Source organism: Streptococcus sp. HMSC071D03, from assembly GCF_001812125.1.
Classification (GTDB): Bacteria; Bacillota; Bacilli; order Lactobacillales; family Streptococcaceae; genus Streptococcus; species Streptococcus pseudopneumoniae_N.
The window spans coordinates 1-21,250 of the sequence record NZ_KV807708.1 but is presented as its reverse complement, the minus strand read 5'-3'; the positions used below and the strand labels follow the sequence as shown (position 1 = coordinate 21,250).

23 protein-coding genes are annotated in these 21,250 nt (G+C 37.2%); 22 read left to right on the top strand and 1 reads right to left on the bottom strand.

From position 1 onward, the window contains the following. The first annotated feature begins 45 nt into the window (after positions 1-45). The 9 genes from HMPREF2837_RS01555 to HMPREF2837_RS01515 all read left to right on the top strand — a co-directional run bounded on the left by HMPREF2837_RS01555 (position 46) and on the right by HMPREF2837_RS01515 (position 8,549). Positions 46-462, top strand: coding sequence for a hypothetical protein (locus HMPREF2837_RS01555; protein WP_049549492.1), 417 nt, complete (start codon positions 46-48; stop codon positions 460-462). A 25-nt stretch (positions 463-487) separates the two neighbouring features. Beyond that, on the top strand, positions 488-610 hold the full coding sequence (locus tag HMPREF2837_RS11925; protein WP_398578162.1) for a hypothetical protein: 123 nt from the start codon (positions 488-490) through the stop codon (positions 608-610). Between the two features lie 610 nt (positions 611-1,220). Further along, positions 1,221-2,018 (top strand): formate/nitrite transporter family protein, encoded by a 798-nt coding sequence (locus tag HMPREF2837_RS01545; RefSeq protein WP_075230563.1) that lies wholly within the window; start codon positions 1,221-1,223, stop codon positions 2,016-2,018. Between the two features lie 389 nt (positions 2,019-2,407). Further along, positions 2,408-3,205: a formate/nitrite transporter family protein gene (locus HMPREF2837_RS01540; protein WP_075230562.1), complete on the top strand. Its 798-nt coding sequence runs from the start codon at positions 2,408-2,410 to the stop codon at positions 3,203-3,205. 80 nt (positions 3,206-3,285) lie between these two features. Beyond that, positions 3,286-4,560: a DUF2130 domain-containing protein gene (locus HMPREF2837_RS01535; RefSeq protein WP_075230561.1), complete on the top strand. Its 1,275-nt coding sequence runs from the start codon at positions 3,286-3,288 to the stop codon at positions 4,558-4,560. A gap of 10 nt (positions 4,561-4,570) precedes the next feature. Then, positions 4,571-5,449: a tRNA pseudouridine(55) synthase TruB gene (gene truB, locus HMPREF2837_RS01530; RefSeq protein ID WP_049549495.1), complete on the top strand. Its 879-nt coding sequence runs from the start codon at positions 4,571-4,573 to the stop codon at positions 5,447-5,449. 176 nt (positions 5,450-5,625) lie between these two features. Further along, the gene (locus tag HMPREF2837_RS01525) at positions 5,626-6,117 is read left to right on the top strand and encodes a DUF536 domain-containing protein (RefSeq protein WP_049504976.1); all 492 of its coding nucleotides are present in this window, start codon (positions 5,626-5,628) and stop codon (positions 6,115-6,117) included. Positions 6,118-6,186: 69 nt separating this feature from the next. Next, positions 6,187-6,777, top strand: a complete 591-nt coding sequence (locus HMPREF2837_RS01520) for a 3'-5' exonuclease (protein WP_049549496.1) — start codon at positions 6,187-6,189, stop codon at positions 6,775-6,777. Positions 6,778-6,785: 8 nt separating this feature from the next. After that, positions 6,786-8,549, top strand: coding sequence for a glycerophosphoryl diester phosphodiesterase membrane domain-containing protein (locus tag HMPREF2837_RS01515; RefSeq protein ID WP_049549497.1), 1,764 nt, complete (start codon positions 6,786-6,788; stop codon positions 8,547-8,549). Between the two features lie 46 nt (positions 8,550-8,595). Here HMPREF2837_RS01515 and HMPREF2837_RS01510 read toward each other — a convergent pair whose 3' ends face one another. After that, positions 8,596-8,895 carry a YbaB/EbfC family nucleoid-associated protein gene (locus HMPREF2837_RS01510; RefSeq protein ID WP_049504982.1) on the bottom strand — a complete coding sequence of 100 codons (300 nt, stop codon included), beginning with the start codon at positions 8,893-8,895 and terminating at the stop codon, positions 8,596-8,598. A 182-nt stretch (positions 8,896-9,077) separates the two neighbouring features. On the opposite strand from HMPREF2837_RS01510, the gene efeO reads away from it, so the two are divergent. The 13 genes from efeO (at position 9,078) to HMPREF2837_RS01445 (ending at position 21,173) form a co-directional block, all read left to right on the top strand. After that, a complete protein-coding gene (efeO, locus tag HMPREF2837_RS01505; protein WP_075230560.1) occupies positions 9,078-9,950 on the top strand; it encodes an iron uptake system protein EfeO in 873 nt (290 codons plus the stop codon). A 5-nt stretch (positions 9,951-9,955) separates the two neighbouring features. Beyond that, positions 9,956-11,170 carry an iron uptake transporter deferrochelatase/peroxidase subunit gene (gene efeB, locus HMPREF2837_RS01500; protein ID WP_075230559.1) on the top strand — a complete coding sequence of 405 codons (1,215 nt, stop codon included), beginning with the start codon at positions 9,956-9,958 and terminating at the stop codon, positions 11,168-11,170. Then, positions 11,145-12,833, top strand: a complete 1,689-nt coding sequence (locus tag HMPREF2837_RS01495) for an FTR1 family iron permease (protein WP_075230558.1) — start codon at positions 11,145-11,147, stop codon at positions 12,831-12,833. Before efeB ends, HMPREF2837_RS01495 begins: the two co-directional genes overlap by 26 nt. Continuing rightward, the gene (gene tatC / locus HMPREF2837_RS01490) at positions 12,833-13,564 is read left to right on the top strand and encodes a twin-arginine translocase subunit TatC (RefSeq protein WP_075230557.1); all 732 of its coding nucleotides are present in this window, start codon (positions 12,833-12,835) and stop codon (positions 13,562-13,564) included. The genes HMPREF2837_RS01495 and tatC overlap by 1 nt, the downstream gene beginning before the upstream one ends. After that, positions 13,548-13,715 (top strand): twin-arginine translocase TatA/TatE family subunit, encoded by a 168-nt coding sequence (locus tag HMPREF2837_RS01485; RefSeq protein ID WP_075230556.1) that lies wholly within the window; start codon positions 13,548-13,550, stop codon positions 13,713-13,715. Before tatC ends, HMPREF2837_RS01485 begins: the two co-directional genes overlap by 17 nt. Before the next feature lie 305 nt (positions 13,716-14,020). Then, entirely contained in the window at positions 14,021-14,728 is a 708-nt protein-coding gene (locus HMPREF2837_RS01480; RefSeq protein ID WP_075230555.1) for an IspD/TarI family cytidylyltransferase, read from the top strand. A 4-nt stretch (positions 14,729-14,732) separates the two neighbouring features. Beyond that, positions 14,733-15,755 (top strand): ribitol-5-phosphate dehydrogenase, encoded by a 1,023-nt coding sequence (locus tag HMPREF2837_RS01475; RefSeq protein WP_075230554.1) that lies wholly within the window; start codon positions 14,733-14,735, stop codon positions 15,753-15,755. A 12-nt stretch (positions 15,756-15,767) separates the two neighbouring features. Next, on the top strand, positions 15,768-16,628 hold the full coding sequence (locus tag HMPREF2837_RS01470) for a phosphotransferase family protein (RefSeq protein ID WP_075230553.1): 861 nt from the start codon (positions 15,768-15,770) through the stop codon (positions 16,626-16,628). Further along, positions 16,618-17,496, top strand: a complete 879-nt coding sequence (locus HMPREF2837_RS01465) for a DMT family transporter (RefSeq protein ID WP_004252734.1) — start codon at positions 16,618-16,620, stop codon at positions 17,494-17,496. Before HMPREF2837_RS01470 ends, HMPREF2837_RS01465 begins: the two co-directional genes overlap by 11 nt. A 12-nt stretch (positions 17,497-17,508) precedes the next feature. Continuing rightward, the gene (locus HMPREF2837_RS01460) at positions 17,509-18,198 is read left to right on the top strand and encodes a sugar phosphate nucleotidyltransferase (RefSeq protein WP_075230552.1); all 690 of its coding nucleotides are present in this window, start codon (positions 17,509-17,511) and stop codon (positions 18,196-18,198) included. Between the two features lie 248 nt (positions 18,199-18,446). Next, positions 18,447-19,247: a dihydroorotate dehydrogenase electron transfer subunit gene (locus HMPREF2837_RS01455; protein ID WP_075230551.1), complete on the top strand. Its 801-nt coding sequence runs from the start codon at positions 18,447-18,449 to the stop codon at positions 19,245-19,247. Beyond that, on the top strand, positions 19,210-20,196 hold the full coding sequence (locus HMPREF2837_RS01450; protein ID WP_083306451.1) for a dihydroorotate dehydrogenase: 987 nt from the start codon (positions 19,210-19,212) through the stop codon (positions 20,194-20,196). The genes HMPREF2837_RS01455 and HMPREF2837_RS01450 overlap by 38 nt, the downstream gene beginning before the upstream one ends. A gap of 65 nt (positions 20,197-20,261) precedes the next feature. After that, the gene (locus HMPREF2837_RS01445; RefSeq protein WP_049549509.1) at positions 20,262-21,173 is read left to right on the top strand and encodes a bifunctional riboflavin kinase/FAD synthetase; all 912 of its coding nucleotides are present in this window, start codon (positions 20,262-20,264) and stop codon (positions 21,171-21,173) included. Positions 21,174-21,250: the final 77 nt, after the last annotated feature.

The following is a 21,250-nucleotide window of genomic DNA, read 5'->3' as shown; positions in this document are numbered from 1 at the left end:
AGCTCAACAAAAGTGGTATAATAAGGTAGAAAAAGCGGTTTAATTATGATAGTTTATTTTTTGATTGGGATAAAATTGATGATGAAAAGCTCGGTTTTGACTTTTGCTATTTACTTTATTTCCTTCCTTCTTTTACTGATTCTATGGCGTCGTTATGTCATTGTGCGTCAAAGTGGCGGAAACTTTTTCGCCCCGTTTCATATTTCTAAGGGAAGATTTTATATCCATAATGCTTATGTTTTTAGAAAGCGCATTATACCACTGAATAATATTAAAAAGATTGAGGTCGATTTTATTCCAAGTGTTAAATTGAATGGTGCTAGATATTTTTTGTGTATTGAACAAAAGAGCGGAAAAGCTCTAGCCTATTTCTTTGGCCAATCAAAAGAGAATGATAAGCTTGTCAGAAATCTAAAAAATGAGACGAAAAAGTATCATATTAAAGTTATCATCAATTGGTAGGACTTTAGTCTAAGGATAGGTGAAAATGGAAAAACTAGAAGCAATCAGAGACAATAATCATTTAAGAAACTTGCTATTGGCAGAGTGTGATATTTGTTTTTATGATGAAATAAGAGAAGTACAATTTTCTTATAACAATTTCTTATAACAATGAGGAATATTCTTTAGCTTGTCAAGCACTTGCCCAGGATGGTAGCGGGGGAGAATATGTAATTCTTGAAGATCAGAGTATCGGCTTTATAGGGAGTGAAGGCCAAGTTGGTCGGGTAGCAGAAAGCATTAATGACTTGCTTACTTTCTTACTTCATGCTGCTTCTATCTCTGATTTTTCTTGTCGTTTGCTCTACCAAAACAAGGAATTGTTGGCAAAATTTTGTCAAGGATTTCTCAAAAAAGCACGAGAAAACTACCAGTCAAAAGGTGAAGTGTGAGATAAAGTGAGAACTGGACTTGCACAAGAGTTGGAACTTGAATTTCTACCAGAGAAACTGCAAGTGTTGGCTTTCAATTTTTATCAATCAGCAACAAGGCTCCCTCTATTCACTTGTAAATATGGTCATGGTGAGTATGAATATATTTGCGATTCTGTTTTATCAGATATTGTCGACTTGTGGGTTTCAGAGCTGCTGGGGGGCGACTGCAGAAGAAATTGAAGCTTTTGCTAGCGCTAAAAATATTCAAGTGTAAAAAGTAAAATTTAATTTTCACTTAAATTATTTTATGTTATAATGTTGATGATTATATTTTAAGGAGTTTATATGAGTTCTTCAGAATTTATTTCAAAGATTGATTATTATTGCCATAAGAAAGAGAGTCTATTTGACCAAAGCAAGTTTAAATATGCCATTCGCTCGATGTTTGCAGGTGCTTTCTTAACCTTTAGTACGGCCGCTGGGGCTATAGGTGCTGATCTACTCAATAGCATCGTTCCAAGTGCTGGCTATTTTCTTTTTCCCTTTGTATTTGCTTGGGGACTTGTTTACATTGTATTTTTAAATGCTGAATTGGTCACATCAAACATGATGTATCTGACAGCTGGAACATTCTTGAAGAAGATTGATTGGAAAAAAGCCTTTGTCATTTTGCTCTATTGTGCCTTTTTCAACTTAGTTGGTGCTCTGTTAGCAGGTTGGTGCTTTGCTAATTCATCGGCTTTTTCACACCTGACACACGACAGTTATCTTCCAAAGATTGTAGCTAAGAAGTTGGCACGACCTAGTGAGTTGGTCTTGTTGGAAGGGATTTTGGCAAATATGTTCGTAAATATTGCTATTTTATCTTCTATTTTAGTTAAGGATAGCAGTGCTAAGCTATGGATTATCTTATCAGCTATTTCTATGTTTGTTTTCTTATCTAACGAGCATATTGCAGCCAACTTTTCATCCTTTAGCATTATTAAATTCAGCATTGTTTCTGACCAAATTGCTAACTTTGATATTCCTAATATCCTACGTCATTGGAGTGTTACCTTCATTGCTAACTTGATTGGTGGAGGATTCTTGATAGGCTTACCATACGCTTATCTTAATAAAAATGAAGAGACTTATGTTGATTAGTACAAGCTTTTGAAAATAAAATGAATATTAATAATAGAGGAGGTCGGGACTAAAAATCCAGACCTCGATTTTTTTGGCCAAATAACCTTTTGATAAAAACGTTATTTTCTCTGTCTATAAATTCAAACATATTATTAGTTCATGGACTTTAGCTGAAAACTAAAGAGGCTTTTTTGTAAATTCAATATAGATTAAAGTGAAAACACATATTAAATATATAGAATAGAGAGTTTGAAAATAAAGGGTTGAAAACATTAAAGATACTGATACAAAGCAAATGGAAACGATTGCTACAAGTGATAAAAATATTGTAAATAGAATTAAGAAAGCCTTTCCATAATTTCGATTTTATGTTATAATATTCACAAATAAAAGTTTTAGGAGTTTATATGGTTTCTTCAGAATTTATCTCAAAAATTGAATTTGCTTGTAAGAAAAAGGAAAGTCTTTACAGTCAAAGTAAATTCAAGTATGCTATCCGTTCAATGTTTGCTGGTGCATTCTTAACATTTAGTACAGCAGCTGGTGCAGTTGGAGCTGACTTGATTAATAAGCTTGCTCCTGGTAGTGGACGTTTCCTCTTCCCATTTGTTTTCGCTTGGGGATTGGCTTACATTGTCTTCTTGAATGCTGAGTTAGTAACATCTAACATGATGTTCTTGACAGCTGGTAGCTTTTTGAAAAAGATTAGCTGGAGAAAAACTGCTGAAATCCTTCTATACTGTACACTCTTTAATTTGATCGGTGCTCTTATAGCAGGTTGGGGATTCGCCCATTCAGCAGCTTATGCAAACCTTACCCATGATAGCTTTATTTCTGGAGTTGTGGAAATGAAGTTGGGCCGTTCAAATGAACTTATCTTGCTTGAAGCTATCTTGGCTAATGTCTTTGTAAATATCGCGATTCTTTCATTCGTTTTAGTTAAGGATGGTGGAGCAAAACTTTGGTTGGTTCTTTCAGCCATTTACATGTTTGTATTCTTAACAAACGAGCACATCGCCGCAAACTTTGCTTCATTTGCGATTGTGAAGTTCAGTGTTGCTGCTGATTCAATCGCAAACTTCGGTATTGGAAATATCCTTCGTCACTGGGGTGTGACCTTTATCGGTAACCTTATCGGAGGTGGTCTACTGATGGGATTACCTTACGCCTTCTTAAATAAAAACGAAGATACATACGTAGATTAAAAGTTGGATTCATTCCAACTTTTTCTTTTTGTTTATCCATGCTATAATGAAAGTAGAATAGATAAATTTAGAGGAATAACATGAACGAGATTAAATGTCCAAATTGTGGCGAAGTATTTACAGTCAATGAAAGCCAATATGCAGAACTGCTTTCTCAAGTTCGCACTGCAGAGTTTGATAAGGAATTGCATGACAGAATAAAACAAGAGTTGTCTCTGGTTGAGCAAAAGGCTTTGAATGAGCAACAGACCAAACTAGCTCAAAAAGACCAAGAAATAGCTCAACTCCAAAGCCAAATCCAAAACTTTGATACAGAAAAAGAATTAGCAAAGAAAGAAGTGGAGCAAAGTGCAAGTCAAAGCTTGCTAGAGAAAGAAAAAGAAGTCCAAGCTCTCGAAAATCAATTGGCTACCTTGCGCTTAGAGCATGAGAACCAACTCCAAAAAACATTATCTGACTTAGAGAAAGAAAGAGATCAGGTAAAAAATCAGCTCCTTCTACAAGAAAAAGAAAACGAACTTTCTCTGACTTCAGTCAAGCAAAATTATGAGGCCCAGCTTAAGGCGGCTAATGAGCAGGTTGAGTTCTATAAGAATTTCAAAGCCCAACAATCAACAAAGGCTATTGGTGAAAGTCTGGAACACTATGCGGAAGGTGAGTTCAACAAGGTTCGTAGCTTTGCCTTCCCAAATGCTTACTTTGAAAAGGACAACAAGGTTTCAGCACGTGGTTCTAAGGGCGATTTCATTTTCCGTGATTTTGATGAAAATGGACTAGAATTCATTTCCATCATGTTTGAGATGAAAAATGAAGCAGACGGGACAGAGAAGAAACATAAGAATGCAGACTTTTACAAGGAATTAGATAAAGACCGCCGTGAGAAAGACTGTGAGTATGCTGTTTTGGTAAGTATGCTTGAAGCAGAAAACGACTACTTTAATACAGGAATTGTTGACGTTAGCCATGAATATGAGAAGATGTATGTCATTCGTCCCCAGTTCTTTATTCAACTAATTGGACTCTTGCGCAATGCTGCCCTTAATTCCCTAAAATACAAGCAGGAGTTAGCGCTTGTTCGTGAGCAAAATATCGATATCACGCATTTTGAGGAAGATTTGGACGCTTTCAAGGTAGCTTTTGCAAAGAATTATAACTCAGCTTCTGTCAACTTTGGCAAGGCCATCGACGAAATCGACAAGGCAATTAAGCGAATGGAAGAAGTCAAGAAATTCCTGACAACATCAGAAAACCAACTCCGCCTTGCAAACAACAAGCTGGAAGATGTTTCCGTTAAAAAATTGACTCGGAAGAATCCAACCATGAAAGCTAAGTTTGAAGCATTGAAGGGGGAGTAGAAAGCAACATATGAACGGTATTATCAACTTAAAAAAGGAAGCGGGGATGACCTCGCATGACGCGGTTTTTAAATTACGTAAGATTTTAGGAACCAAGAAGATTGGACACGGTGGGACCTTGGATCCTGATGTGGTGGGTGTTTTACCCATTGCTGTAGGGAAGGCGACTCGCATGGTTGAGTTTATGCAGGACGAAGGTAAGATTTACGAGGGTGAAATTACTCTAGGATATTCTACAACAACCGAGGATGCTAGTGGTGAGGTGGTTGCTGAGACACCAGTATTGTCTCCCTTAGATGAAAAGCTTGTTGATCAAGCGATTGCAAGTCTGACTGGACCTATTATTCAGATTCCCCCAATGTATTCCGCTGTCAAGGTCAATGGGCGCAAACTTTATGAATATGCGCGTGCTGGTCAGGAAGTCGAGCGTCCAGAACGTCAGGTGACGATTTATAGTTTCGAACGAACAAGTTCCATTTTCTATGAAAATAATCTGGCTCGATTTACCTTCCGTGTAAAATGTAGCAAAGGGACTTATATCCGGACCTTGTCAGTTGACTTGGGAGAAAAACTTGGCTATGCAGCTCATATGTCTCATTTAACACGAACAAGCGCTGCGGGCTTGCAGTTAGATAATGCTTTGACCTTGAATGAAATTGAGGAAAAGGTACAAGCTGGTGAATTAGACTTTCTTCATCCCTTAGAGATTGGTACAGGTGACTTAGTTAAGGTTTATTTGACCCCAAAACAGGCAGAAGAAGTGCGTTTTGGTCGCTTTATTGAATTGGAACAAACTGAGAAGGAATTGGCTGGTTTTGAAGGTGATAAGTTATTAGCCATTATAGAGAAACGGGATACTCTTTATAAACCAAGAAAGGTTTTCAATTGATTAGAGCTGGTGGTAAAATTGCAAACTGATGTTTAGTTTAAAAAAGCTGAAAGACAATTTAGTTTAGAAGAGAAATTGTTTTGAAAAAGGGTTGAAAACACGGTGATATTTGACAGTTTTGCTTGCTTATGATAATATTTAAATAAAGAAAAGCTAGAAAACTTTCAGAGGATATTATGAGTATTGAGATGACTGTTAGTGAGATTGCTGAGGTCTTGGGCTTGTCCCGTCAAGCAATCAATAACCGTGTCAAGGAATTACCTGAAGAAGATACGACTAAAAATGATAAAGGAGTTACTGTGGTAACTCGCAGTGGCTTGATTAAGCTTGAAGAAATCTACAAAAAAACTATTTTTGAAGATGAACCTGTTAGTGATGATGTGAAGCAACGTGAGTTGATGGAGATTCTTGTTGATGAAAAGAACGCAGAAATCATCCGTCTTTATGAGCAGTTAAAGGCTAAAGACAAACAGTTAGCTGAAAAAGATGAACAGATGCGTGTCAAAGACCGTCAAATCGCAGAAAAAGATAAGCAATTGGATCAACAACAACAGTTAACGCTACAAGCTATGAAGGACCAAGAAACCCTTCAGTTGGAGTTGGATCAGGCTAAGCAAGAAGTACAAGCAACGAAGAAAGGCTTCTTTGCTCGCTTATTTGGAGGATAAGAAAAAACTGCTTGGTTTCTAGGTATAACCAAGTAGTTTCTTTTTCAAATACAATAAGGAATGGATAAGATGGAAAAATTAAGAGATTATATTTCATTTGATTTGGAATTTAATAAACACCAGGATAAAACTCACTTGATTCAGGTATCTGCGGTCCGTTTTAAAAATGGTGAAGAAGTAGGAGCATTTGACTCATATGTTCATACCGATGTACCATTGAAAAGTTTTATAAACGGCTTAACGGGTATCACGTCTGAAATCTTGAAAGATGCACCGATGGTGGAGGAAGTTCTTAAGAATTTTCAAGACTTTGTTGGTGAATTACCCCTTGTTGGTTATAATGCAGCCAAGAGTGATTTACCAATCTTACTAGAGTATGGATTGGATTATAGTCGTCAATATCTAGTCGATCTCTATGATGAAGCTTTTGAGCGACGGAGTTCTGATCTTCACGGTATTGCCAATCTCAAGTTACAGACCGTGGCTGAATTTTTAGGATTCAAGGGGCAGTCTCATAATAGTTTAGAGGATGCACGTATGACTGCGCGTGTTTATGAAGCTTTTCTAGAATCTGATGAAAGCAGAATTTTACTGGACTCCAAGAGTAGCCTGAACTCTAATCCTTTTGGTGGACTAGATTTGTCACAGTTTTTTGATTAGGAGGTTTTATGAAACCTGAAAAACCTAAAAAATTGGGTTTTAAAAAGATTTACTTAAATCTGGATAAAATCCTATTTCTATTTTTTTTAATCTTCATGCTAGTAGATTATATTTGGTTGCCACTGAACTCATTGATAGCAGGTTTTTTACTAAGTCAGACGGGCTATTTGTTTATTTCCTATAATAATGTTTTTGGAATTTTAAAACATGCACCTTTAGTCAGCCTTGGGTTTTTAATCTTAATAGCCATTAACCTTTTAGTAGCCTATTTTCAACTAAGTCTCCTCTTTATTGGAGCTCGACACCTTCTCTATCACGAAAAACTAACCTTGATTGAGTATAGTCGCAAGGTATTTCGTGAAAGTATAGCCTTCATGAAACGTCTGACTGTTTCCAAGGCCTTGTTTATCTTCGTTTATATTGCTATGATTTTTCCGTTTATCAGGAAGATTTTTAAAATTTATTATTTTAATAAAATAGTGATACCTGAGTTTATTCAGACCTACATGGAAGACAAGTATTGGATATGGTGGCTTGCTATTATCATCTTATCAATCCTTTTCCTATACGTTTCTGTTAAGTTGATTTTTGTTTTGCCAAAAATCTTTTATGACAAGATGACGGTTAAGGAAGCAGTGGTTTACAGTTTAGAAAAAACCAGAAATCATTTTTGGTTTTACGCTTGGCATCTCTTTCTAATCCTTGTCAAAACGAATCTTTTCTTTTACTTACCTTTAATTCCTCTATTGTTGATCCAGTCTTTAGCAGATGGTCTCACACACCGAGAATCATTGATTCTAGCTATTTCAAACTATATTTTGATTAAAAATATCCACTATATGTCTTTAACCTACTTCTTGGTTAAGTTTACCTCCTTTTTAACTGGTGAGGAGTTGGATATTATGCCAAGACGGAAAAAGGACCATATTATGAGATGGGGTGTAATGGGATGCGCAAGTATCTTCTTTGCGATTGAAGGCTATATTTATCTCGAAGCACCCGTAGTCAATCCTCCACTTGTCATCTCTCACAGAGGAGTTTCTAATGGGAATGGTGTCCAAAATACAGTTGAATCCTTAGAAAAAACAGCTCAGTTAAAACCAGATTTAGTTGAGATGGATGTGCAAGAAACAAAGGATGGTCAGTTTGTCATGATGCATGATGCTAACCTAAAAAGTTTAGCGGGATTAAATGTAACACCACAAGACTTAACTTTAGATGAGTTGAAGCAATTAGATATTTATGAAAATGGTTATCAGACTAAAATATCTAGCTTTGATGATTATATAAATCGTGCCAATGACCTTCATCAGAAATTGCTGATCGAAATAAAAACAAGTCGAAAAGATAGTGCTCAGATGATGGATCGTTTTCTAGATCAATATGGAGCAAAAATTAAAGTCTATGGGCATCAGATGCAATCTTTGGATTATCATGTTATTGAAAAAGTTACCCAGTATGATAAAGAGATTCCAGTCTATTTCATACTGCCCTATAATTCCGTTTTTCCAAGAACAAATGCTACAGGTTATACCATGGAATATTCTACTTTAGATGAATATTTTGTAACCAAGCTTTGGAATACAAAACAAAAACTCTATGTATGGACAATCAATGGTTCGGAATCCTTTGATAAGTCCCTACGTTTGGGAGTTGATGGTATGATAACAGATGATTTGGAAAGAATTAAAGAAGAGCTTGAGACCGCTCAGGAAGATCCTGAATATACGGACTTGCTTCTAAAGAAAGCAACAGAAATATTTACTTTCTAGGTAAGACAAAAGAGGTTGAATTGAACATCAGCCTCTTTTTATGCTATTAGAATGGTAATTTACCAGCAAAAGCCCCTAGTTTCTTTTTAGTTGCTTCATCAATTTGTTCAAGAGCAGCATTGACTGCTTGAACTGTCATATCTGATAGAGTTTCAATATCTTCTGGGTCAACAACTGCAGGATTGAAGTCAATCCTAACAATTTTCTTGTCTCCTGTTAGTGTAGCAGTTACAAGGTTTTGGGCAGAAGTTCCAACAAATTCTGTAGCAGCAAGTTCAGCCTGACTTTGCTCCATTTGTTTTTGAAGTTTTTGAGCTTGACGCATCATGTTTTGCATATTCATCATGGTGGTATATAGCTTCCTTTTCTTTTATTTTCCCTATTATTTTAACAATTTTAACTAGAAAAGTCTATTCAAATTTTCAACGATAAAACATTAAATTTTCTGACAATTTATTGAATAATTAGAAAAACTATGATATAATAAATTTTAAAAATGGGATTCCCATGATTTAATAGGAGCGTTATATGAAAAAACTTGGTTTTATCCTTTTATCTTCGGCATTGTTGTTATCTGCTTGTGCAGTTCGTTTTGAACAATCGTCAACTACAAGTAATTCCTCTCAGGTTACAAAATTGTCAGAAGATAACCAAAAACTATTGGATCAGGCAACTAGTGACTACAAAACCTTTGTGGAAGAACAGATTGATAAACTTTTAACGGATACAGAAGGTTTTGTTCAACTATTGAAGGATGGTAAGCTAGAAGAAGCTAAAAAGGCCTACCCTTTAATCCGTATGTCTTATGAACGTTCAGAGCCGATTGCAGAGAGCTTTGGAGAATCTGATGTGAAGATTGATTTTCGATTAGCAGACTACTTAGATGAAAACAAGACCGAAGAAGGTTGGTCAGGTTTCCACCGTATCGAGCGCATTCTTTGGGAGGAAAACACAACTAAAGGAACTGAGTCTTATGGTGACCAACTGGTAAATGATATCAAGGAATTGAAGGCTAAGATTGCGACTGTAGATGTTGATTACAAGATTATGCTAACTGGGGCTGTTGACCTTCTTAATGAAGTAGCGACAAGTAAGATTACTGGTGAAGAGGAGATTTATTCTCATACAGATTTGTATGATTTCCGTGCCAATATCCAAGGTGCTGAGAAGATTTTCCAACTCTTTAAATCCTTGCTTGAAAAATCAGATGCGGCCTTGGTTAAGGAGTTAGAGGAAGATTTCAAATCTGTCAATAGTTTGTTAGACAAACACATGACGGACAAGGAACACTATAAGCTCTATACAGACTTAACGAAAGAGGATACCAAAGAATTGTCTGAAGCAGTGACAAAACTTGGTGAACCATTATCACAAATGGGTAAATTTCTTGGTGGAGAATAAGTAATATGACAAACAAAGGCGAAAAATTTTTTGAACAAAAAATGGACCGTCGAGAATTTCTAAAAAAAGCAGGTATCGGAGGGGCTGGTCTCGCACTTGGGCTTTCAGGTGCTTCTGCTTTTTTCGCACCTAAGCTTGATGGTCAAGAGAAAATCTCGTACGGGGATGAAAAAATAGCCTTCTATGGCAAGCACCAAGCTGGTATTACAACAGTCATGCAAAAAAACATCTATTTTGTTGTCTTGGATTTGCATACAACTGACAAAGAGAAAATCATCCAGTTATTTAAAGATTGGACGGATTATAGTGCCAAACTTGTAGAGGGAGAATTGGTTAAAAAAGATGGTAACAATAGCCTCTTGCCTCCAAGTGATACTGGAGAAACAGTTGGGCTTAATCCTCATCGTTTGACCCTGACCTTTGGAGTTTCGGCTAGTTTCCTAGAAAAGATGAAACTAGAGAACAAACGTCCCAAACTTTTCAGAGATTTACCTCCATTTCCAAAGGAACAGTTACGAGAAAAGTACACGGGTGGAGATATAGTTATCCAAGCTTGTGCTGATGATGAGCAAGTTGCCTTTCATGCTATTCGTAACCTTATTCGCAAGGGTAGAAATGCCGTTACTCTTCGTTGGAGTCAATCAGGGTTTGCAGCTATCGGTAATCGTATGGAAACTCCTCGGAATCTCTTTGGTTTTAAAGACGGGACTGCTAATGTTACCACTGAGAAAGAATTTGATCAGGTTGTTTGGGCTGACAGTAAGGATTGGATGGAAAATGGTTCTTACATGGCAGTTCGGCGCATCCAGATGTTCCTTGATACTTGGGATCGAACCAATCTCGAGGAACAAGAAAATACTTTTGGTCGTTATAAAGAAAGTGGCGCTCCCTTTGGCAAGAAGAACGAATTTGATGAGGTTGATTTAAGCCTTCTTCCTGATGATTCTCATGTACGCTTAGCTAAAGAAGTGGATAAGCCTCTCTTGCGTCGCTCTTATTCTTATTCTGATGGCATAGATGAAAAGACTGGTCAGTTTGACACTGGTTTGCTCTTTATCTCCTTCCAAAAGGATCCAGATAACTTTGTTAAGGTGCAGACCAATCTAGGTGCTACGGATAAAATGAATGAGTACGTTACCCATATAGGCAGTGGTCTTTTTGCCTGCTTTGGTGGAGTAGAGAAGGGAGGTTACATTGGGCAGAAATTATTGGAATCCTAAAAGTATTATCCTCCTATTTGCTTGTTTCTTTATGTTGATTTTTCCGGTAGGTGCTAAGGAAAATTTGAGTCCCTACTTTGTGAAAATAACTGATGCAACTAAAGCTGTTAAAGAAGGCGAACAAGATCAGGCAAGAAAACTAATCGATGAAATGACCAAAGACTTCGAGAAAGTCGAGAATTCTAACTCTGAAGCAGGACGTAAAGTTCAAGAAAAGTTAGCCTTAACTGGTGATATTACTGAAGAACAGTTAACTCAGATTTCTTTAGCCCTTTTGACATTTGAGAAAGAGCAAAATCCAGTCGACCTAGATGCAGAAAAAGAGAAACTTGTAAGTCGCTTAGAACCTCGTTTTCAAGCCTTAGACAAGGCAATCGCTTCTCAAGATCTGGAAGCAGTAAGAGAAGCCTATAAAAAAATGAATTCAACCTGGACCATCAATGAAGCAGTGGTTCGCGACCATAGTACAGCTCATTATGGGCAAGTGGAAACAGCTATTTCCTTTCTGCGTAGTAGCATTGAGACTGAACCAACGAACTTTGATACTATTCAGGCATCGTTTGATGATTTGAAAAAAGCCATTTCTAACTTTGTTGAAGGTACAGAAGTTGCGACAACATCATCCAACCTGACACTGAAGGATGGGATAGACCTTTTAAAGAAGGCTTTGACCCAATTTCAAGCTGGTCAAGATAGTGAAGCAGCTGCAACCATGAAGGAGTTTATTACTATTTGGCCCACTATCGAGGGTTCTGTAAGTACAACCAATCCTTCGCTTTATACCAAGGTTGAAAGTGAAAGTCCTGTCATCATGGTTAAGGGAAAGGATAGTGAATATCAAGAAAAGCTTTCTGGCTTGATTGCAGAGCTATCTCAAATTGATACTAGCGCTTCCTATAATGCATTTGACGCCATGCTCATCTTGCTCCGTGAAGGTGTCGAAGCACTCTTGATTGTCATGGCGCTTGTGACAACTTTGAAAGCTGCTAAGATGAGAAAGGGACTCAAGTGGGTCTATAGTGGTGCATTTGCGGGTATAGTGGCAAGTCTTTTAATTGCCTATATCCTACAGATTGCCTTTCCAGCAGTCACCTCAGGAACTAACCGTGAAATCATCGAAGGTGCAGTCGGGATTTTTGCGGTTATCATGATGATTTTAATCGGTATTTGGCTTCATAGCAAATCTTCTGTTAAAAAATGGAATACTTTTATGGAATCACAAATGCAAACTGTCACGAAAACAGGATCTTTCCTTTCTATGTTTGCTCTGAGTTTTCTAGCCGTATTCCGAGAAGGTGCTGAGACGATTTTATTCTATGTGGGGATTCTGCCAAGGATTTCTAGTTTTGACTTTGTCTTAGGAATTTCTCTAGCCCTCTTAGTCTTAGTTGTGATTGCCTTTGTGATGAACAAGGCCAGTCAAGTTTTCCTACCTCACAAGGTTTTCTTTATCCTGACTTGGATGATTTATGCTTTAGCCTTTAAGATGACGGGAGTCAGCATTCATGCCTTGCAGTTGACAAATATGATCCCCAATCATCTGATCGCAGGAATACCAACTATTGATATATTGGGAATTTACCCTAGTTGGGAAAGTTTGGCAGGACAGACTCTCTTTATTCTTGTGGTGATTCTTGTTACCATTAGACAGGGTGAAAAATGATGAATCAAAAGGAATTGACAATTATTGAACATTTGGTAGAATTTAGAAAGAGATTGCTAGCAGTAGTTGTTTGTTTCTTTTTAGTATTCTGCGTTTCACTATTATTTGCCGATCAGGTTTATCAATTTATCACACAAGGCTTTAATCAGAAGTTAATCGTCTTAGGACCGAACGATATTTTATGGATTTATCTCCGTTTAGCAAGTTTGATGGCCTTTAGCCTTACCTTACCTTTTACGGTCTATCAAGTCTGGAGTTTCGTTCGACCAGCCCTTAAAACTGAAGAAGCAGGGGCGATTTTTGCTTATATCCCTGCAACTTTCCTTTGTTTTATCTTAGGATTAGCCTTTGGATTTTATTTTGTAACACCAGCTTTACTTCAGGTCTTGCTAGGACTGGGTGAAAACTTATTTGAGACGCAGTTAACAGCACAAAATTATCTAGCTTTTGTCTTTCAAACTACTGTACCACTAGCATTTATCTTTGAATTGCCAGTTATCATTGCTTTTTTAACCTCAATTGATTTAATTGGGCCTGGACTACTCGTTGCTTATAGACGTCATGCCTACTTCATTTTATTGGTATTGGCTGTTATATTGACGCCGGCCGATTTTATTAGTGATTTAGCGATGACTGTTCCCCTAATCCTTTTATATGAGGTTAGTATCGCTATTAGTAAATGGATTTTTAAGAGAAAAAGGAAAGGAGAAAAAAATGGGAATCTTACGTGATATTGGTGCACCAGGCTTGATCGTCATTGTCCTTGGCGCACTGTTGATTTTTGGACCAAAACGCTTACCAGAGCTAGGCGAATCAGTAGGAAAAATGCTTGCTGAGTTTAAAAAAGCCGTTAAAGGCCTTGGGGATTCGGAAGAAAAATAAAGAAACTTACTAAAAGAGTTAAGAAATTGGTACAAGATCATTATCTTGTCTAAATTCTCAGCTCTTTTTCAATTACCTATTTAAAAATTTTAAGATTTCTTTAAGGTTTTTATAATATTCTAAAGAACTCTATATTTGTTGAAAATATGGTTGAGAATTTTTTTATCATTCAAGTTCCTTTTCCTAAAGGCATGCCTAGCGCTCTTTCTGACTAGAGAATTCTAGTATTTATTTCGAGAAAGGGCTAGGTTGTGATATAATAGTAAAGAATGAATTTTTTAAGAACATACTAAAGGAGTAATAAAATGATCTATGCTGGAATTTTAGCAGGTGGAACAGGCACACGCATGGGGATCAGTAATTTGCCAAAACAATTTCTAGAGTTGGGAGATCGCCCAATCTTAATTCACACTATTGAAAAATTTGTTTTGGAACCAAGTATTGAAAAGATTATAGTTGGAGTTCACGGAGACTGGGTGACACACGCAGAAGATTTAGTTGAAAAATTCCTTCCGCTTCATAAAGATCGTATTATTATAACCAAAGGTGGTGCTGATCGTAATTCGAGTATTGAAAAGATCATCGAAGCTATCGATGCTTACCGTCCAATTACGGAAGATGATATCGTAGTCACTCATGACTCAGTTCGTCCTTTTATCACACTTCGAATGATTCAAGATAACATTGCTCTTGCACAAAATCATGATGCTGTTGATACTGTAGTTGAAGCCGTGGATACCATTGTTGAAAGTACTAATGGGAAATTTATCACAGATATTCCAAACCGCGCTCATCTCTATCAAGGGCAAACTCCTCAAACCTTCCGTTGTAAAGACTTTATTGATTTGTATGGTTCTTTATCAGCAGATGAAAAAGAAATTTTAACAGATGCATGTAAAATCTTTGTCATTAAGGGTAAAGATGTAGCCTTGGCTAAGGGTGAATACTCAAACCTTAAAATTACAACAGTTACAGACTTGAAAATTGCTAAAAGTATGATTGAGAAAGACTAGAGACATGATTAATCAAATTTATCAACTGACCAAGCCAAAGTTTATCAATATCAAATATCAGGAAGAGGAAATTGATCAAGAAAATCATATCCTTATTCGACCAAACTTTATGGCGGTTTGTCATGCGGATCAACGCTACTATCAAGGAAAACGTGATCCCAAAATATTATCTAAAAAGCTTCCCATGGCTATGATTCACGAGTCTTGTGGGACTGTTATTTCTGATCCCACAGGTACCTACAAAGTTGGCCAGAAGGTTGTCATGATTCCCAACCAACCACCTATGCAGAGTGATGAGGAATTCTATGAAAACTATATGGCAGGAACTTATTTCTTGTCGAGTGGTTATGATGGCTTTATGCGAGAATTTGTTTCTCTGCCTAAGGATCGTGTGGTAGCTTACGAAGATATCGAAGATACAGTTGCTGCCATTACAGAGTTTGTCAGTGTTGGCATGCATGCTATGAATCGTTTCATGACGGTATCTCACAGCAGACGTCAACGTATCGCTGTCATTGGTGATGGAAGTTTAGCTTTTGTCATGGCTAATATTATCAACTACACTTTGCCTGAAGCTGAGATTATTGTTATCGGACGTCACTGGGAGAAATTAGAATTATTCTCATTTGCAAAAGAGCTCTACATTACTGATAGCATTCCAGAGAATCTTAGTTTTGACCATGGTTTCGAATGCTGTGGTGGTGATGGCTGCGGACCTGCTATTAATGATCTCATTCGTTACATCAAACCACAGGGAACCATTTTGATGATGGGTGTTAGTGAGTACAAGGTAAATATCAATACTCGAGATTCATTGGAAAAAGGTTTGTTACTGGTAGGTTCTTCACGTTCAGGACGTGTTGACTTTGAAAAAGCTATCCAAATGATGGAGATTAAGAGATTTGCCAATCGTTTGAAAAATATCATTTATTTAGAAGAACCAGTCAGAGAAATAAAAGATATTCACCGAGTTTTTGCAACTGACTTAAATACCGCATTTAAGACAGTCTTTAAGTGGGAAGTCTAATGGAGGAAGATTGTGGAAAAAATTATTAAGGAAAAACTTACCCCTTTACTATCAACTGATGATGATATTCTAAGCGTTGAACAACTAGGTGGTATGACCAATCAAAACTACTTGGTCAAAATAAGCTCAAACCAATATATTGTTAAGTTTTTCGGAAAAGGTACAGATAAACTAATCGATCGCCAGAATGAGAAGTTCAATCTTGAATTGTTGAAAGATTTGAAATTAGATGTAGAGAATTATCTTTTCGATATTGAAGCAGGAATTAAGGTTAATCAATACATTGAAAATGCTGAGACACTTGATTCAGCTACCATTAAAACCAAATTTGAAAAGATTGCACCAATTCTACAAACCATTCACGCTTCTGGTAAAGAATTAAAAGGAGAGTTTGCTCCATTTGATGAAATCAAAAAATATGAATCCTTGATTCAAGGAGAGATTTACTATCCAAACTATGAAGCTGTCAGAAAATCAGTATTTTCTCTGAAAGAAGAGCTTGAACAAATCGGAATTGAGAAGAAATCATGTCATATTGATTTGGTTCCTGAAAATTTTATTGAAGCACCAGATGGGCATCTTTATCTGATTGATTGGGAATATTCATCTATGAATGATCCGATGTGGGATCTGGCAGCCCTCTTCTTAGAATCTGAGTTTACTAGTGCGGAAGAGGAAGACTTCCTAGCTCATTACGAGAGTGAAAAGACGCCTGTTTCTCGTGAGAAGATCCGTATTTATAAAATATTGCAAGACATTATTTGGAGTCTCTGGACTATCTACAAAGAAAAAAATGGTGCAGATTTCGGAGATTATGGCATTTCTCGATACAATAGAGCTGTAAAAGAGTTGAGAGGTAATTATGAAAACTAAAAATGGAGTTTCTTTTGGACTTATCTCAGGTATTTTTTGGGGATTAGGGCTAACCATTAGTGCTTATATCTTCTCTATATTTACTGACTTGTCACCTTTTGTTGTAGCAGCAGCGCACGACTTTCTTAGTATTTTTATCTTGTTAGGATATCTTCTCGTTAAAGAAGGAAAGGTACGTTTTTCAATCTTCTTGAACATTCGAAATGTCAGTGTTATTATTGGAGCACTTTTAGCTGGGCCGATTGGCATGCAAGCCAATCTCTATGCAGTCAAGTATATCGGTAGTTCGTTAGCATCATCTGTTTCAGCGATTTATCCTGCGGTTTCTGTCCTTCTTGCCTTCTTTATTCTTAAGCATAAGGTTTCGAAGAATACAGTGTTTGGTATTTTGTTAATCATAGCAGGCATTATTGCTCAGACCTACAAGGTTGAACAAGTGAATTCCTTCTATATCGGAATACTCTGTGCCTTGATTTGTGCGCTTGCTTGGGGAAGTGAAAGTGTTCTGAGCTCATTCGCTATGGAAAGTGAACTCAGTGAACTCGAAGCACTCTTGATACGACAAGTCACATCTTTCTTGTCCTATCTTGTCATTGTTCTCTTCTCGCATCATTCATTTGCGGAAGTAGCAAATGGTCAATTGTTGGGTCTTTTGATTATCTTTGCAGCATCAAATATGATTTCTTATCTAGCCTATTATATGGCTATTAATCGATTGCAACCGGCAAAAGCTACTGGTCTAAATGTGAGTTATGTAGTATGGACTGTTTTGTTTGCAGCTATTTTCTTGGGCTCGCCCCTTAATTTACTGACCATTATTACTTCCCTTATCGTAATGGCTGGTGTTTATATTATTATTAAAGAATAAAGGAGAAAACGCGTGAAAGCGATTATTTTAGCAGCCGGATTGGGAACTCGTTTGAGACCCATGACAGAAAATACTCCCAAAGCCTTGGTTAAAGTCAATCAAAAACCATTGGTTGAATATCAAATCGAATTTTTGAAAGAACGTGGAATTGATGACATTATCATCGTTGTCGGTTATTTGAAAGAACAATTCGATTATCTTAAAGAAAAGTACGGGGTTCGTTTGGTCTTCAATGATAAGTATGCTGATTACAATAACTTTTACTCTCTTTACCTGGTAAAAGAAGACTTGGCCAACAGCTATGTTATCGATGCGGATAACTATCTTTTCAAAAATATGTTCCGTAATGATATCGAGCGTTCAACATATTTCAGTGTTTATCGTGAAGATTGTGATAATGAGTGGTTCCTAGTTTACGGAGAAGATTACAAAGTTCAAGATATAATCGTCGATAGCAAAAATGGACGCATCTTGAGTGGTGTATCGTTCTGGGATGCTCCAACAGCTGAGAAAATTGTTGGATTTATCGATGAAGCCTATGCAAGCGGCGAGTTTGTAGACCTCTACTGGGATAACATGGTTAAAGATAATATCAAAGAACTAGATGTTTACGTAGAGGAGTTGGAAGAAAACTCTATCTATGAAATCGACAGTGTCAAAGATTATAAAAAATTAGAAAAGATTCTTTCTTCACAAAAATAAGCAACTTTTATGAACTGATACCTTACCTATTTTTACTTGACTTTTTAGGTTTGATACAGTATACTAGTGAAAATTTAACCTTTAAGGGCAGTCCAGAGAGACTCACAAGGTGTCAGAGAAAAGAAGCTACAATGAAAACAAGTAAGCAAGTGCTTATTTGCTACTTTTGTGTAAATATCTTAACTGAAACCTTGCAAGTGCAAGGTTTTTCTTTATCTGATCCCCTTAAAATTTAAGGAGGAAAAGTTATGAATCCAAATTGTAAAAAACGAATGGGTGTAATTCGCTTGGAAGTTATGAGAGTAGTATCTCAGGAGGAAATCGCGCCAGCAATCTTTGAGCTTGTACTTGAAGGAGAAATGGTCGAAGCTATGAAAGCGGGCCAATTTCTTCATTTGCGTGTACCTGATGATGCCCATCTCTTGCGTCGTCCGATTTCAATCTCGTCTATAGATAAGACTAAAAAACAATGCCATCTTATTTATCGTATTGAAGGTTCTGGTACGGCAATTTTTTCAACCTTAAAAACAGGTGATAGCTTAGATGTTATGGGACCTCAAGGAAATGGCTTCGATTTATCTGATTTAGACAAGCAGAACCGTGTTCTTATAGTTGGTGGTGGAATCGGAGTTCCGCCCTTACTCGAAGTAGCTAAACAACTGAATGAGCGTGCTGTTGAAATAACAACTGTTTTAGGATTCGCTACCAAAGATGCTGTTATTTTGGAAGATGAATTATCCAGATTTAGTCAGGTCTTTGTAACGACTGATGATGGTTCTTATGGTAGTAAAGGAAATGTTTCTGTAGTGATTAACGAATTTGACACAGAATTTGATGCAATCTACTCATGCGGTGCGCCAGGTATGATGAAATACATTAATCAAACATTTTACGACCATCCAAGAGCTTACCTATCCCTAGAATCCCGTATGGCCTGTGGCATGGGAGCTTGCTACGCTTGCGTATTGAAAGTACCAGATAGCGAAACAGTTAGTCAACGTGTGTGTGAAGATGGGCCTGTATTTAAAACAGGAACTGTTGTTTTATAAGGAGAGTGTCATGACTACAAATCGATTACAAGTTTCTCTACCAGGCTTAGAATTAAAGAATCCTATCATTCCCGCCTCAGGTTGCTTTGGATTTGGTCAAGAGTATGCCAAATATTATGATTTAGACCTCTTAGGTTCCATCATGATAAAGGCTACTACGCTTAAACCACGTTTTGGTAACCCAACTCCTCGAGTAGCAGAAAACCCAGCTGGTATGCTTAATGCTATTGGTTTGCAAAATCCTGGTTTAGAAGTCGTTCTCTCTGAGAAGTTACCTTGGCTTGAAAGAGAATATCCAAATCTCCCTATCATTGCCAATGTTGCTGGATTTTCAAAGCAAGAATACGCAGCCGTTTCTCATGGTATTTCAAAGGCAAATAATGTTAAGGCCATAGAGCTCAATATCTCATGTCCTAATGTCGATCATGGAAATCATGGACTTTTAATCGGACAGGACCCTGAGTTAGCTTATGATGTGGTAAAAGCTGCTGTAGAGGCTTCAGATATCCCTGTCTACGTCAAATTAACACCTAGTGTGACGGACATCGTGACAATTGCAAAAGCTGTAGAAGCTGCTGGAGCTTGTGGTCTCACCATGATTAATACCCTTGTTGGTATGCGTTTTGATCTCAAAACTAGAAAGCCGATTATCGCAAATGGGACAGGTGGCATGTCTGGACCTGCAGTATTTCCTGTAGCTCTAAAACTAATCCGTCAAGTAGCTCAAACAACTAAGCTTCCAATCATTGGTATGGGAGGAGTGGATTCAGCAGAAGCAGCCTTAGAAATGTATCTTGCAGGTGCCTCAGCAATCGGTGTCGGAACTGCCAACTTTACGAATCCCTATGCTTGTCCAGATATTATCGAAAATCTACCAAAAGTCATGGATAAGTACGGGATCGAAAGTCTAGAAATGTTGCGAAAAGAAGTCAGAGAAAGTTTGCTCTAAGTTTTATGTCCTGAATTCAGTCTAAATTGTTTTGAAAGCGCCATTTTTTTGGTATAATAGATACTATGATTATTACAGTACCTATTAAAACAGAAAAAGATATTGCAACACCAGGACCAAACGTCCTTGTACTTGGTTATTTTGATGGAGTTCATCTTGGACATCAAAAATTATTTGAAATAGCTTCTAATATTGCTGCTGAAAAGCGCCAGGGAGTAGCTCTAGTAACTTTTAACGAATCACCAAAACTAACTCTGAATCAATACTCACCTGAACACTTATTGCATATTTTGTATGCTAGTGAACGTGAACGTAGATTGAAGAGAGCTGGAGTTGAGAGTTTATATTTGATGGATTTCACTAGTCGAGTAGCAAATATGACTGCCCAAGAATTTATTGAAACATTTGTCAAGGAAGCGAAGGCAGATACGATTGTAGTTGGTTTTGACTATACTTTTGGTTCAGATAGAAAAACAGCTGAGGATTTAAAAGAACTTTTCCATGGTGATGTGGTTATTGTTCCACCGCTTGAGGATGAAAAGGGGAAAATTAGTTCAACGCGTATCCGCCAAGCCATTCTAGAAGGAGATGTAAAAGAAGCAGGCAAACTTTTGGGATTTCCTTTACCAACGAGAGGTGTAGTGGTTCACGGAAATGCTCGAGGTCGAACTATTGGCTTCCCGACAGCTAATCTAGTCAATTTGGATCGGACATATATGCCAGCTGATGGTGTTTATGCCGTTGACGTTGAAATCCAAAGAAAAGTCTATCGTGGTATGGCAAGTCTAGGTAAAAATGAAACCTTTGATGGCGAAGAAGAGCGTTTTGAAGTTCATATCTTTGATTTTTCTGACGATATCTATGGGGAAACTGTCATCGTTTCCTGGTTGGACCGTATCCGTGATATGGTGAAATTTGATAGCGTTGATCAATTAGTTAAACAACTAGAAGAAGATGAAAAGATAGCTAGAAAATAAAATCAAAAAATAGTAGAGTTTGGGATTTTCTCAAACTCTTTTTTATTATGCGACTTTCAGTCCGTCTCGCTCCGTTA